At 67.9% G+C, this 13,060-nt stretch carries 13 protein-coding genes; 6 read left to right on the top strand and 7 right to left on the bottom strand.

Translation table 11 applies throughout. The features are described from left to right. The 3 genes from ACYP33_RS26605 to ACYP33_RS26595 form a co-directional block, all read left to right on the top strand. A partial coding sequence (locus tag ACYP33_RS26605; RefSeq protein WP_459624537.1) for an MFS transporter occupies window positions 1-1,272 on the top strand: 1,272 nt, incomplete at its 5' end. Between the two features lie 173 nt (window positions 1,273-1,445). Then, the gene (locus tag ACYP33_RS26600; RefSeq protein WP_459624536.1) at window positions 1,446-2,048 is read left to right on the top strand and encodes a nitroreductase family protein; all 603 of its coding nucleotides are present in this window, start codon (window positions 1,446-1,448) and stop codon (window positions 2,046-2,048) included. A gap of 243 nt (window positions 2,049-2,291) precedes the next feature. Then, window positions 2,292-3,551 (top strand): Hsp70 family protein, encoded by a 1,260-nt coding sequence (locus tag ACYP33_RS26595; RefSeq protein ID WP_414450446.1) that lies wholly within the window; start codon window positions 2,292-2,294, stop codon window positions 3,549-3,551. 256 nt (window positions 3,552-3,807) lie between these two features. On the opposite strand, the gene ACYP33_RS26590 is transcribed toward ACYP33_RS26595, so the two are convergent. Continuing rightward, complete coding sequence (locus ACYP33_RS26590; RefSeq protein WP_206128639.1) at window positions 3,808-4,011, bottom strand: cold-shock protein; 204 nt, start codon at window positions 4,009-4,011, stop codon at window positions 3,808-3,810. A 433-nt stretch (window positions 4,012-4,444) separates the two neighbouring features. Here ACYP33_RS26590 and ACYP33_RS26585 point away from each other — a divergent pair, with 433 nt between their 5' ends. Beyond that, on the top strand, window positions 4,445-6,043 hold the full coding sequence (locus tag ACYP33_RS26585; protein WP_414450445.1) for an APC family permease: 1,599 nt from the start codon (window positions 4,445-4,447) through the stop codon (window positions 6,041-6,043). Between the two features lie 103 nt (window positions 6,044-6,146). Here the strand turns inward: ACYP33_RS26585 and ACYP33_RS26580 are convergent, their stop codons facing one another. The 6 genes from ACYP33_RS26580 to hemA form a co-directional block, all read right to left on the bottom strand. Next, on the bottom strand, window positions 6,147-6,938 hold the full coding sequence (locus tag ACYP33_RS26580; protein ID WP_414450444.1) for a DODA-type extradiol aromatic ring-opening family dioxygenase: 792 nt from the start codon (window positions 6,936-6,938) through the stop codon (window positions 6,147-6,149). Between the two features lie 170 nt (window positions 6,939-7,108). Then, the gene (locus tag ACYP33_RS26575) at window positions 7,109-7,705 is read right to left on the bottom strand and encodes a UbiX family flavin prenyltransferase (RefSeq protein ID WP_414450443.1); all 597 of its coding nucleotides are present in this window, start codon (window positions 7,703-7,705) and stop codon (window positions 7,109-7,111) included. A gap of 10 nt (window positions 7,706-7,715) precedes the next feature. Next, a complete protein-coding gene (grxD, locus tag ACYP33_RS26570; protein WP_414443792.1) occupies window positions 7,716-8,027 on the bottom strand; it encodes a Grx4 family monothiol glutaredoxin in 312 nt (103 codons plus the stop codon). A gap of 101 nt (window positions 8,028-8,128) precedes the next feature. Next, entirely contained in the window at window positions 8,129-8,977 is an 849-nt protein-coding gene (gene prmC / locus ACYP33_RS26565; RefSeq protein WP_459624535.1) for a peptide chain release factor N(5)-glutamine methyltransferase, read from the bottom strand. A gap of 20 nt (window positions 8,978-8,997) precedes the next feature. Next, window positions 8,998-10,080: a peptide chain release factor 1 gene (prfA, locus tag ACYP33_RS26560; protein ID WP_414450441.1), complete on the bottom strand. Its 1,083-nt coding sequence runs from the start codon at window positions 10,078-10,080 to the stop codon at window positions 8,998-9,000. A 93-nt stretch (window positions 10,081-10,173) separates the two neighbouring features. After that, a complete protein-coding gene (gene hemA, locus ACYP33_RS26555; RefSeq protein WP_414443795.1) occupies window positions 10,174-11,460 on the bottom strand; it encodes a glutamyl-tRNA reductase in 1,287 nt (428 codons plus the stop codon). Window positions 11,461-12,055: 595 nt separating this feature from the next. On the opposite strand from hemA, the gene ACYP33_RS26550 reads away from it, so the two are divergent. Then, a complete protein-coding gene (locus tag ACYP33_RS26550) occupies window positions 12,056-12,307 on the top strand; it encodes a hypothetical protein (RefSeq protein WP_459624534.1) in 252 nt (83 codons plus the stop codon). A gap of 22 nt (window positions 12,308-12,329) precedes the next feature. After that, a partial coding sequence (locus ACYP33_RS26545) for an aminopeptidase P family N-terminal domain-containing protein (protein ID WP_459624533.1) occupies window positions 12,330-13,060 on the top strand: 731 nt, incomplete at its 3' end.

The raw sequence follows: 13,060 nt of genomic DNA, 5'->3' as shown, positions 1-13,060 counted from the left end.
GCAGCGAGCGCCCGCGGGCGCTTCCATTACGGCTGGGTGGCGGCGGCCGTGGTGTTCCTGGTCCTGCTTGCGTCGGCCGGCACGCGGGCCACGCCGAGCGTGCTGATGGTGCCGCTCGAACACGAGCTCGGCTGGAGCCGTGCGACGATTTCGCTGGCGATCTCGATCAACATCGCGCTGTACGGCCTGACCGGCCCGTTCGCGGCGGCCGCGATGCAGCGCTTCGGGCTGCGCCCGACCATTCTCACCGCGCTGGTGGTGATGGCGGCCGGCGTGGCGCTGTCGTCGATGATGACGGCCACCTGGCAGATGATGCTGATCTGGGGCGTGATGGTGGGCAGCGCCACCGGCGTGGCCGCGCTGACTTTGTCGGCCACGTTCGTGAACCGCTGGTTCGTGGCGCGCCGCGGCCTGGTGATGGGCATGCTGACGGCCAGTTCGGCCACCGGCCAGATGGTGTTCCTGCCGATGCTGGCCGCGATCGCGCAGGCGCACGGCTGGCGCCCGGTGGTGCTGGTGGTGGCGCTGGCGCTGGCGATCGTGGTGCCGCTCGTGATCCTGCTGGTGCCCGAGCGGCCCGCCGACGTGCAACTGCGCCCCTACGGCGAACCGGACGACGCACCGCCCGCGCCGGCCGCCTCCAGGCAGAACCCGCTCGCCACCGCGTTCAGCACGCTGTTCAGCGCCGCCCGGCGTCGCGATTTCTGGCTGCTGTTCTTCAGCTTCTTCATCTGCGGCGCGAGCACCAACGGCTACATCGGCTCGCACCTGATCGCGATGTGCAGCGACTACGGCATGAGCGAGGTGCAGGGCGCGTCGCTGCTGGCCGCGATGGGCATCTTCGATCTGTTCGGCACGACCATGTCGGGCTGGCTGTCGGATCGTTACGACAGCCGCGTGCTGCTGTTCTGGTATTACGGGCTGCGCGGGCTGTCGTTGATCTACCTGCCGCACGCGTTCGGCATCGATTTCTTCGGGCTGCCGCTGTTCGCCGTGTTCTACGGCCTCGACTGGATCGCCACCGTGCCGCCCACCGTGCGGCTCGCCACCGACATCTGGGGCAAGGACAAGGCGCCGATCGTGTTCGGCTGGATCGTGGCCGGCCACCAGCTCGGCGCGGCGTTCGCCACGCTCGGCGCGGGCCTGCTGCGCGCGAGCCTCGGCACCTATACGCTCGCGTCGATGATCTCGGGTGGCCTGTGCATCGTCGGCGCGCTGATCGTGCTGCGCATCAAGCGCGGCAAGGTGAGCCATTTGCCGCAGGCGGCCTGAGCGAGCGCCGGGCAGCCGTGCGCGCGCCCGGACGGGCGGCGCGTGCGGCGCCAGCGCGCGATTTCTCGCGCGGCGATTTGCAATCCCGAAGCCCGACGTACGCGCGACGCAACGAACGGTTATCCTTGCGGTTCTTCGGGGCCTGTGCCCCTTTTTCGACTACGAGGAATCGCATGTCCGTCAAACCTGCACCCACCGCTGTGTCGATCCACGATCTGCTCGCCGGGCGCTGGAGCCCGCGCGCCTATTCGAACGAACCGATCAGCGGCGAGCACCTGCACGCGTTGCTGGAAGCCGCGCGCTGGGCGCCGTCGGCCTACAACGCGCAGCCCTGGCGTTTCGTGGTGTTCGACCGCACGCACGACGAGGCTGCGTTCAAGAAGGCGTTCGCCACGCTGGTGCCGTTCAACCAGGCCTGGAACGCCCCGGCGCCGGTGCTGATCGCCGTGACGGCGCACACGCTGACCTCGAAGGGCGAGCCGAGCACGACGGCGCTCTACGACACGGGCGCCGCCGCGATGGCGCTGGTGCTGCAGGCGCATGCGCTCGGCCTGGCCGCGCACCAGATGAGCGGCTTCGACCCGAAGGCGTTCCGCGCGGCGTTCGAGGTGCCGGCCGACGTCGAGATCGTCGCGCTGATCTCGATCGGTCATTACGGCGACGCCGACAAGCTCGACCCGGTGCTGCGCGACCGCGAGCGCGCGCCGCGCACGCGCAATGCGATCGGCGAGGTGGTGTATCGCGACGGCTGGAAAGTGCCCTACACGGGTGCCTGAGCCCGAGCGGTCGAAGGCCGCACCCGCTTGCGGCGCCCGCTTTTGCGGGTCGCGCCGCGAAGGGCATTCCCGCCGCGCGCGCCGTGCCGTCATCCCGAACGGCGGCGCGCGTTTTTCATGGCGGCAAAGGCTGACCGACCCGTCCCCGATTTCCTGCCCGCGCGCCCGTTGTAGCAGCCCGCGCTCTGTGATAAAAACCCCCCCTTTCCGCTTCATGCCCGCCCCGGCGGCGCCTCTGCCTCCATGACCTATTGCGCGATCGATTTCGGCACCTCCAATTCGGCCGTTGCGTTGCCCGACCCGGCGAACGCGGGGGCGATGCGGCTTGCGCCCGTCGAAGGCGAGTACCGGACGCTGCCGACCTCCATTTTCTTCAACAACGACGAAGGCACGCGCGAGTTCGGCCGGGCCGCGCTGGCGTCCTATATCGACGGTTTCGACGGCCGCCTGATGCGCTCGATGAAGAGCATCCTCGGCTCGCCGCTCGCGGAAACCACCACCGATCTGGGCGACGGCAGCGGCATCGTCTATACCGAGGTGATCGCGATCTTCCTGCAGCACCTGAAGCTGAAGGCGCAGGCGTGTGCGGGCCGTGCGATCGACCGCGCGGTGCTGGGCCGGCCGGTGTTCTTCGTCGACGAGGACCCACGCGCCGACCGTCTGGCCGAGCAGCAACTGGCGGCGGCGGCGCGCTCGGTCGGCCTCAAGGACGTGCATTTCCAGTACGAGCCGATCGCCGCGGCGTTCGACTACGAGTCGCGCCAGCCGGCCGAATCGCTGGTGCTGGTGGCCGACATCGGCGGCGGTACGTCGGATTTCTCGCTGGTGCGCGTCGGCCCGCAGCGCATGATGCGGCTCGAACGCAAGGACGACGTGCTCGGCCACCACGGCGTGCACGTGGCCGGCACCGATTACGACCGCCGCGTCGAACTGGCGTCGATCATGCCGGCCTTCGGCTACCGCTCGCTCGATCCGGAAGGGCGCGAGCTGCCGAACCGGATCTATTTCGATTTGGCCACCTGGCATCTGATCAACACGGTCTACACGCCGAAGCGGCTGGCCGAGCTGAAGCTGATGAAGCATCTGTACGTGGAGATCCGCCAGTTCGAGCGGCTGGTGCGGGTGGTCGAGCAGCGTTTCGGCCATGCGCTGATGGCGCGCGCCGAAGAGGCGAAGATCGGCGTGTCGGCGGGCGGGGAGACCATGATCGACCTGCACGATGTCGAGGAGCACCTGCAGCTCGCGTTCGACTCGGCCAGCCTGGTCGCGGCGAGCGTGGACGACACGGCGCGCATCGTCGAGGCGGCGCGGGAAACCGTCCGCCTGGCGGGCATCGCGCCACGCGACGTGGGCGCGCTGTATTTCACGGGAGGGTCGACCGGCCTGGCGTTCCTGTCCAGCGCCTTGGCGGCAGCGTTCCCCGATGCCGAGCCGGTGTTCGGCGACCGTCTCGCCAGCGTGGCGACGGGCCTCGGGATTCACGCGCGCCGGCTGTTCGGCTGATCCGCCGGCCGGGCCGACAGAGGCCCGGGCAGGAGCGCGAATTGCGACTGACGGGCGCTGCGGCGCCCGTTCGCATGCCATGACCACCGACACGATTCGATGTCATCGGCCATCGCGCCGCACTGCGGGCGGCCGTTCCGACGCGAAGCGATGTTCGCCGATCGGAACTTGCTTTTCCCGAAGCGAATTCGGGCCGTATAAAACGAAAACCCCGCCGAGGCGGGGTTTTTTATTCAGGCGAAGATATCGCGCGAACTTAGACCGGCTTGATGTTCGCAGCTTGCAGACCCTTCGGGCCCGTCTTCACTTCGAATTCAACCTTCTGGTTTTCTTGCAGCGTCTTGAAACCGTCGACACGGATTTCCGAGAAGTGCGCGAACAGATCGTCGCCGCCGCCTTCCGGCGTGATGAAACCAAAACCCTTTGCGTCGTTGAACCACTTGACGGTGCCGGTTGCCATAACTTGTTCCTAAAAATGTGAGACAGGGCGAAACGCCCGGGAGGTGCATGAAAATCAAGGAAGGGGGTAATGGGGCCGACCGGAGTACCGTTGATGGGCGAACTACGAAAGAACCTGTTCACTCGCCGCTTGAAATCCTGCTTGGGCTTTATACGTCGATTCGCAGCCCAGGTCAACTGTATATCCCGTTTTCCTGGGGAAACCCTGAGAAATACCACGAATCACGCTTACAAAGCTTGCGGAGACGTTCATTTTTTTGTAGGGGCTGATCGATTTTGCCGCCATGAGGGAGGTGCAACCGTATTACACTACGCGCCGCACGGGCGGGTTGTCCCGGGCAGGGCAACCGCCTACCAAATATGCCGGCGCGGCGCCTGCCGAACGATCTTCGGCAGGGTCATGACAAGGCTTTTTGAGAGACATAGGAGAAGTTGTGAATAGTTCTATTCAACGGAACATCGGCCCGATCGCGCTCATGCTGACGGGTCTGGGGTCGATCATCGGCTCCGGCTGGCTGTTCGGGGCCTGGAAAGCCTCGAAGATCGCCGGTCCCGCCGCGATTTGCGCCTGGGTCATCGGCGCGGTCGTGATTCTGGCGATTGCACTTGCGTACGCCGAACTCGGCGCGATGTTCCCCGAGTCGGGCGGCATGGTGCGTTACGCGCGCTACTCGCACGGCTCGCTGGTCGGCTTCATCAGCGCCTGGGCGAACTGGATCGCGATCGTCTCGGTGATCCCGATCGAGGCCGAGGCATCGATCCAGTACATGAGCACGTGGCCATACCAATGGGCGCACAGCCTGTTCGTCGACGGGTCGCTCACCACACCAGGCTTGTTGCTGTCCGCGGTGCTGGTGGTCGTGTACTTCATGCTGAACTTCTGGGGCGTGAAGCTGTTCGCGCGCGCCAACTCGGCGATCACCGTGTTCAAGTTCCTGATCCCGGGCCTGACGATTCTCGGCCTGATGCTGACGAGCTTCCACTCCGAGAACCTCGGCATGGCCACCAGCGGCGCGTTCGCGCCCTACGGCTGGTCGGCGGTGCTGACGGCCGTGTCGACCAGCGGCATCGTGTTCGCGTTCAACGGCTTCCAGAGCCCGGTGAACCTGGCCGGTGAGGCCCGGAACCCGGCGCGCAGCGTGCCGTTCGCGGTGATCACGTCGATCCTGCTCGCGTTGGTGATCTACGTGCTGCTGCAGATCGCCTATATCGGCTCGGTCGATCCGACCGAAGTCGCGAAGGGCTGGAAACAGTTCAACTTCGCCTCGCCGTTCGCGGAACTGGCGATCGCGCTGAACCTGAACTGGCTGGCCGTGCTGCTGTACGTCGACGCGTTCATCAGCCCGAGCGGCACCGGCACGACCTACATGGCCACCACCACGCGGATGATCTACGCGATGGAGCGCAACAACACGATGCCGAAGATGTTCGGCAACGTGCACCCGCTCTACGGCGTGCCGCGCAACGCGATGTGGTTCAACCTGCTCGTGTCGTTCGTGTTCCTGTTCTTCTTCCGCGGCTGGAGCTCGCTGGCGGCGGTGATCTCGGTCGCGACCGTGATCTCGTACCTGACGGGCCCGATCAGCCTGATGTCGCTGCGCCGCGCCGCAACCGATCTCGATCGTCCGCTGAAGATCCCCGGCATGAGCCTGATCGCGCCGTTCGCGTTCGTGTGCGCCTCGCTGATCCTCTACTGGGCGAAGTGGCCGCTGACGGGCGAGATCATCCTGCTGATGGTCGTCGCGCTGCCGGTGTACTTCTACTTCCAGGCCAAGTCGGGCTGGGGCGGCTGGGGCGCCGATCTGAAGGCGGCCTGGTGGCTGGTGGCCTACCTGCCGACGATGGCCGTGCTGTCGCTGATCGGCAGCAAGGAATTCGGCGGTTCGGGCGTCCTGCCGTACGGCTGGGACATGCTGATCGTCGCGGCGATCTCGCTGGCGTTCTACTTCTGGGGCGTCAACACGGGCTACCGCACGCAATACCTCGACGAGCGCGCATCGCACGACGAGATCCTCGACAACGTCGGCGCGTAAGCGTCACCGTTCTCGCGGCACCAAGAAAAACCCCGCCCGGTGCGAACCGGGCGGGGTTTTTTCATGGCGTGGCGTGCGGGCCTCGCCCGCCTCGCTTCAGGCTTCAGGCCGAGCCGGGCGCGAACACGTAGTTCGTCATCGCCAGCACGCGCTGGTAGGTGCCGAGCGACTGGATGCCGAGCTGGTAATCGTCGTCGGCCGCGCCGAGCGCCGCGAACACCGGCAGCAGATGCTCGTCGGTCGGGTGCATGCGCACCGCGTGCGGCGCCTGCGCGCGGTAGTCGAGCAGCGCGTCGATGTCGCGCCGCGCGAGCTTGTCCTCGAACCAGTCGGTGAACTCCGTCACGCGCGGGTCGGCGTCCTCGGGCGTGGCGCCGAAATCGGCCTCGCGCAGGTTGTGCGTGATCTGGCCCGAACCGATCACCATCACGCCCTCGTCGCGCAGCGCGCGCAGCGCACGGCCGACGCGGAAGTGATGCGCGGCATCGGCACGCGGCTGGATCGACAACTGCGCGACCGGGATGTCCGCTTCCGGGAACATCAGCAGCATCGGCACCCAGGCGCCGTGGTCGAGGCCGTATTCGGTGGTGGCGGTGGCGATGCCGGCCGCATCCAGCAGGGCAGCCGCGCGCGTGGCCACCTCGGGTGCGCCCGGCGCCGGGTAGCGCAGCTCGTAGAGCGCGCGCGGGAAGCCGTAGAAATCGTGGATCGTTTCGGGCCGTTGGGTGACGCTGACGGCCGGCGCGAGCGTATTCCAGTGCGCCGACAGCATCAGCACCGCGCTCGGGCGCGGCAGCTCGCCGCCGAGATGCGCGAACGCGGTGGAGGGCAGGGCGGGATCGATCGGCAGCGTGGGCGCGCCGTGGGACAGGTAGAGCGACGGAAGGCGGTTCATGGTGGGGACCTCGATGTCGGATTGGTTTCGACTATAGAGAGATCCGGGCATTTGATAAATCGGCGCGGAAGGATTTGATTGATTCCTGTTGGTTGTCAATCGAGGCGCGCCGAATTCGGCCCGATCCAGGGCCGATCAGGTCGATATCGCTTGGGGAGCGGAGGGCCGATTCAGTCCGGCGTGCGGATGCCGTTCCACGGCGCGGTGCGCGGCGCGGCAAGGCCGAACAGGTCGATGACGCGCGTGACGGTGTGATCGACGAGTTCGTCGATCGAGGCGGGCATGGCGTAGAAGGCCGGCAGCGGCGGAAACACGATGCCGCCCATTTCGGTCACGGCCGTCATGTTGCGCAGATGCGCGAGGTTGAACGGCGTTTCGCGCACCATCAGCACGAGCCGGCGGCGCTCCTTGAGCGCGACGTCGGCCGCACGCGTGATCAGGTTGTCGGACAGCCCGTGCGCGACGCTCGCGAGCGTCTTCATCGAACAGGGCGCGATCACCATGCCGTCGGTCGAGAACGAACCCGACGCGATGCTCGCGCCCACGTCGCGCACCGAATGGACGACGTCCGCCCGCGCATGGACCTCGTCCTTCGACAGCTTCAGTTCGTGCTGGATGTTGAGCCAGCCGGCGGCCGACACGAGCAGATGGGTTTCGACGCCGCCCGACGCGCGCAGCAGGTCGAGCAGGCGGATGCCATAGATCGCGCCCGTCGCGCCGGTGATCGCGACGATCAGGCGCCGCGGCGGCGCGGGGCGTGCTTCCATGCGGAAAGGGTCAGGCAGCCGCGAACAGTTGCTGCAGTTCGCCGGACTGATACATCTCCATCATGATGTCCGAGCCGCCGACGAATTCGCCGTTCACGTAGAGCTGCGGGATGGTCGGCCAGTTCGAGAATGCCTTGATGCCCTGGCGGACCTGCTCGTCTTCGAGCACGTTGACGGTCTTGATGGTGTCGACGCCGCAGGCCTTGAGGATCTGGATGGCGCGGCCCGAGAAGCCGCACATCGGGAACTGCGCGGTGCCCTTCATGAAGAGCACGACCTGGTTTTCGTCGACGATTTGCTTGATGTGTTGTTGGGTATCCATGATGACCTTGCTGATGCGGGGCTGAGAACGGAAATGATACTGGATTTCGGCGGGGGCCATCGGCGCTCGCGGTGGCCCCGGCGGCGGCCTGACGCGCGTCGTCAGGCAGGCAGCCGGCCGCCGGTGGCGCGTTCGATCCCGGCGAGATCGGCGAGCGAGGCGACTTCGCCGAAACCGGCCGCGGCGACGATCTCGCGCACCGCGCCGGCCTGGTCGTAGCCATGCTCGATCCACAGCGCGCCGCGCGGCAGCAGGAACGCCGGCGCGCCGGCCGCGATCAGGCGGATCGCGCTGAGGCCGTCGGCGTCGTCGGTCAGCGCGCCGCGCGGCTCGAAGCGCAGGTCGCCCTGATCGAGATGCGGATCGTGCCGCGCGATATACGGCGGGTTGCTGACGATCGCGTGGAAGCGCGCGGCGGGGTCGAGCGCGCTGTACCAGTCGCTGTCGAGGAATTGCAGCGGGCCGCCGGGGCGGGCCGGGTCGAGCAGCTTGCGCGCATTGCCGCGCGCCACGGCCAGCGCGGCCGGCGAGCGGTCGAGCGCCCAGACGCGCGCGTCGGGCCGCGCCGAGGCGATCGCCACGGCCACCGCGCCGCTGCCGGTGCCCAGATCGAGCACGGCCGGCATGGCGATGCCGTCGAGCGCGTCGAGCGCGGCTTCCACCAGCACTTCGGTGTCGGGGCGCGGGATCAGCACGTCGGGCGTGACGTCGAAGGCCAGGCCGAAGAATTCGCGTGAGCCGACCAGTTGCGCGACCGGTTCGCCGGCCAGCCGGCGCGCCTCGAGTGCCTGGTAGCGCGCGGCGGCATCGGCGTCGAGCGGCGCGTCGGCGCGCGTGATCAGTTGCGTGCGGGTCCAGCCGAGCGCATGGCCGAGCAGGATGCGCGCATCCACCGCATCGAGCGGCGAGGCGCGCAGCAGCGCGGCGGCGGTGAGGGCGGGGGCGTTCATGGCGGGGCGGCCGGCGCGCGTCAATCGGTGTCGCCGAGCGAGGCCAGCAGTTCGGCCTGATGCTCGCTGACGAGCGTGGCGATCATCTCGTAGAGATCGCCGTCCAGCAGCGCTTCGAGCTTGTAGAGCGTCAGGTTGATGCGGTGATCGGTCATCCGGCCCTGCGGGAAGTTGTAGGTGCGGATTCGTTCCGAGCGGTCGCCCGAGCCGATCAGGCTCTTGCGGGTGGCCGCTTCCTTCGCGTGCTGCTCCTGGTACTGCTTGTCCTTGATGCGCGCGGCCAGCACTTTCAGCGCGCGCTCCTTGTTCTTGTGCTGCGAGCGATCGTCCTGGCACTCCACCACGATGCCGGTCGGCAGGTGCGTGACGCGCACCGCGGAATCGGTCTTGTTGATGTGCTGGCCGCCCGCGCCGGACGCGCGGAACGTGTCGATGCGCAGGTCGGCTGGGTTGATCGCGACTTCGGCGATCTCGTCGGCCTCGGGCATCACGGCGACGGTGCAGGCCGAGGTGTGGATGCGGCCCTGCGTTTCGGTGGCAGGCACGCGCTGCACGCGGTGGCCGCCCGATTCGAACTTCAGGCGCGAATAGGCGCCCTGGCCCGCGATCCGCACGATCACTTCCTTGTAGCCGCCGAGGTCCGACGGGCTCTCCGACATCATCTCGACCTGCCAGCGCTGGCGCTCCGCGAAGCGCAGGTACATGCGCAGCAGGTCGCCGGCGAACAGCGCCGATTCGTCGCCACCCGCGCCAGCGCGGATTTCGAGGAAGATGTTGCGCTCGTCGTTCGGGTCCCTCGGCAGCAGCATCGTTTGCAGATCGGTTTCGAGCTGCGTCATGCGTTCGCGCGCGTCGCGAATCTCATCCTCGGCGAAGTCGCGCATCGAGGCATCGGCCAGCAGTTCCTGCGCGGTCGCTTCGTCGCCGCGCGCGAGCCGCCATTGCGCGTATTGCTCGACGACCGGGCCGATTTCCGCGTGTTCGCGCGTCAGCTTCCGGTATTGGTCGAGGTCGGCCGTGACGTTTTCGCGACTCAGCATTTCGTTCAATTCGGCCAGCCGGCTGGTGAGCTGGTCGAGCTTGCTTTGCATGCTCGTTTTCATGATGTGGAGCGACGCTCCCGGGCAGGAATCGAAAAGGGAAAGAAAAAGGGGATGGCGGCCGGCATGCGGCCGCGATGCGCGCGGGGGGCGGCGCTAACGGTCGGTGCGGGGGCCGTGCGCGTAGAAGCCGCGCATCAGGTCGATCAGTTGCTCGCGCTCGGTGCCGCTGGTGCGGTTCAGCGCCGAGGTCGGGCCGTGGATCAGCTTGTTGGTCAGCGCCTGCGACAGCGCGTCGAGCACGGCGGCCGGATCGTCGCCGCGCGCGAGCATCTTCTGGGCGCGTTCGACTTCGGCGCGGCGCAGCGCGTCGGCTTGGGTGTGCATGTGGCGGATGATCGGCACGACGCTGCGCGAATCGAGCCACTGCATGAAGTTCTGCACGCGGGTTTCGATGATCGCCTCGGCCTGCGCGACGGCGGCTTGGCGCGACGCATTGCCTTCGCGCACGATCGCGCCGAGATCGTCGACGGTGTACAGGAACACGTCCTTCAGCTCGCCGACTTCCTGCTCGATGTCGCGCGGCACGGCCAGATCGACCATGAAGATCGGCCGGTGGCGGCGGGCCTTCACCGCGCGTTCGACCGCGCCGAGGCCGATGATCGGCAGCGTGGAGGCCGTGCACGAGACGATGATGTCGAACTCGTGCATGCGGGTGGGCAGCTCGGAGAGCGGCATGGCGCGACCGCCGAAGCGCTCGGCCAGCTTCGCGCCGCGCTCGGCGGTGCGGTTCGCGATGACCAGCTCGCGCGGCGATTGCGCGGCGAAGTGCGTCGCGCACAGCTCGATCATTTCGCCGGCGCCGATGAACAGCACCTTCTGGTCGGCGACGCTTTCGAAGATGCGTTGCGCGAGCCGCACGGCAGCCGCCGCCATCGACACCGACTGCGCGCCGATCTCGGTGGTGGTGCGCACTTCCTTGGCCACCGCGAAGGTGCGCTGGAACAACTGGTTCAGATAGGTGCCGAGCGCGCCGGCCTCGGAGGCCGTGCGCACCGCGTTCTTCATCTGGCCGACGATCTGCGTTTCGCCGAGCACCATCGAATCGAGGCCCGACGCGACGCGGAACGCATGGCGCACCGCTTCCGACTGCGGCAGCGAATAGACGTGCGGCGCGAGGTCGTCGGGCGCGAGGCCGTGGAACTCGGCGAGCCAGCGCACGGCGGCGTCGCGCGCCGCGCGGTCGTCGGTTGCGCAGTACAGCTCGGTGCGGTTGCAGGTGGAGAGAATCGCGGCTTCGGGCGTGTTCGGCGCCTGGCGCCCCATGAAGACGCTGGTGAGCGTGGACAGTGCAGGCTGGATCTGTTCGAGCGGAAACGCCACGCGTTCGCGCAGGGCGACGGGCGCAGTGTGATGATTGATTCCGATCGTGAGGAGCTGCATATCCGGGGGCTATCGTTTAGGTGCGCATTATAGCGTCTTGCCGGTTTTGTCACTGGCAGCGCCGCCGGGCGGGCATCGCCCGGGCGCTGCGGCTCGCGCCGAACCACGGCAACCCGGCGCGATCCCCGACGTGCGGCGCAATCCGGCGGGGTCGAAACGGCCGCTCAAGGCCGGTTGCGCGCCGGATTTGCCGCCAAAACCCTGTTCGCCGTGGGGATACGCGACGCCAAGTCGCAGTAAGGCGCGTGCAAATATCGGCGGTACGATGCGCCCGAAACGGCCCGTTGGCAACCGTTCGGCGCCCGATTTCCCGTCCTTTTTCAAGATAGTCGGGATTCGTGCGTGCGTATGGCGCACGTATGGAACGCGTCTGGCACGTCGACGACGCGCGCCGGCGGCCGGTCCGGCACTTCTGTCGGCTTGCGTTGCGATTGATCGACCCCTTACACTCGACCGACGCCCGGGGCAAGCCTGCGGGCCGTCGCACTCTTATAATTCCGTCACCGGAGACCACCGATGCCGGCCGCGCGACGGCAGGCGTTTCGTTCGGGCCGGGCGGCGCATCGGCGATGCGAAACGACACACAGGGCGCGGGATGAACGGGTTGGGCATTGTCGTATTGGGGCTTGCCGTCGGCGGGCTGGGCTGGTGGCTGCATCCGGCGCGCGCCTCGCGGCGCGGCCTGCGCGCGGCGCTCGCGGTCGGCCTGGCCGGCGCGGTGGTCGCCAAGCTCGTCGGCAATCTGACCGGCCTGTTTTACGACGGCGGCACGCTCGAATGGCCCGTCTGCGCCTTGGTGGCGCTCGTTGCCGTCTCCCTGACCACCGGCGTGCTGGCGCGCCGCTGACCCCACCTCACTGGAATTCATCATGAACGCCCGTCATCCCGAGCTGTCCCCCATTCCTGCCCGCATCGCCCTGCTGCGCGGCGCGATGGCGCGCGAAGGCGTGGCTGCCTGCCTCGTCCCGTCCGCCGATCCGCATCTGTCCGAATATCTGCCCGAGCATTGGCAGGCGCGCCGCTGGCTGTCGGGTTTCAACGGCTCGGTCGGCACGCTGGTCGTGACGCCCGAATTCGCCGGCCTGTGGGTCGACAGCCGTTACTGGGTACAGGCCGCCGCCGAACTGGCCGGCACCGGCATCGAACTGATGAAGATGACGGGCGGCCAGCAAACCCAGCCTCACGTCGAATGGCTGGCCGAGCATGTGCCGGCCGGCGCGACGGTGGGCGTGGACGGCGCGGTGCTCGGCGTCGGCGCGGCGCGCGCGCTGTCGGCTGCGCTGGCCGCGCGCGGCGTGGCGCTGCGCACCGATCTCGATCTGCTCGACGCGATCTGGCCCGAGCGGCCGGCGCTGCCGGTCGAGCCGGTGTTCGAGCACGTCGCGCCGCACGCGCACACCCGCCGCGCCGACAAGCTCGCGCAGGTGCGCGAGGCGATGCGCGCCAGCGGCGCGAACGCCCATCTAATCTCGACGCTCGACGACATCGCCTGGCTGTTCAACCTGCGCGGCGCCGACGTCAACTACAACCCGGTGTTCGTTGCCCACGCGCTGATCGGCCCGGACGCGGCCACGCTGTTCGTGGTGGACGGCAAGCTCGA

It is taken from the genome of Burkholderia sp. 3C, assembly GCF_054589155.1.
Note: the sequence above shows the minus strand (reverse complement) of the source record. Positions and strands in the feature narration are given on the sequence as shown.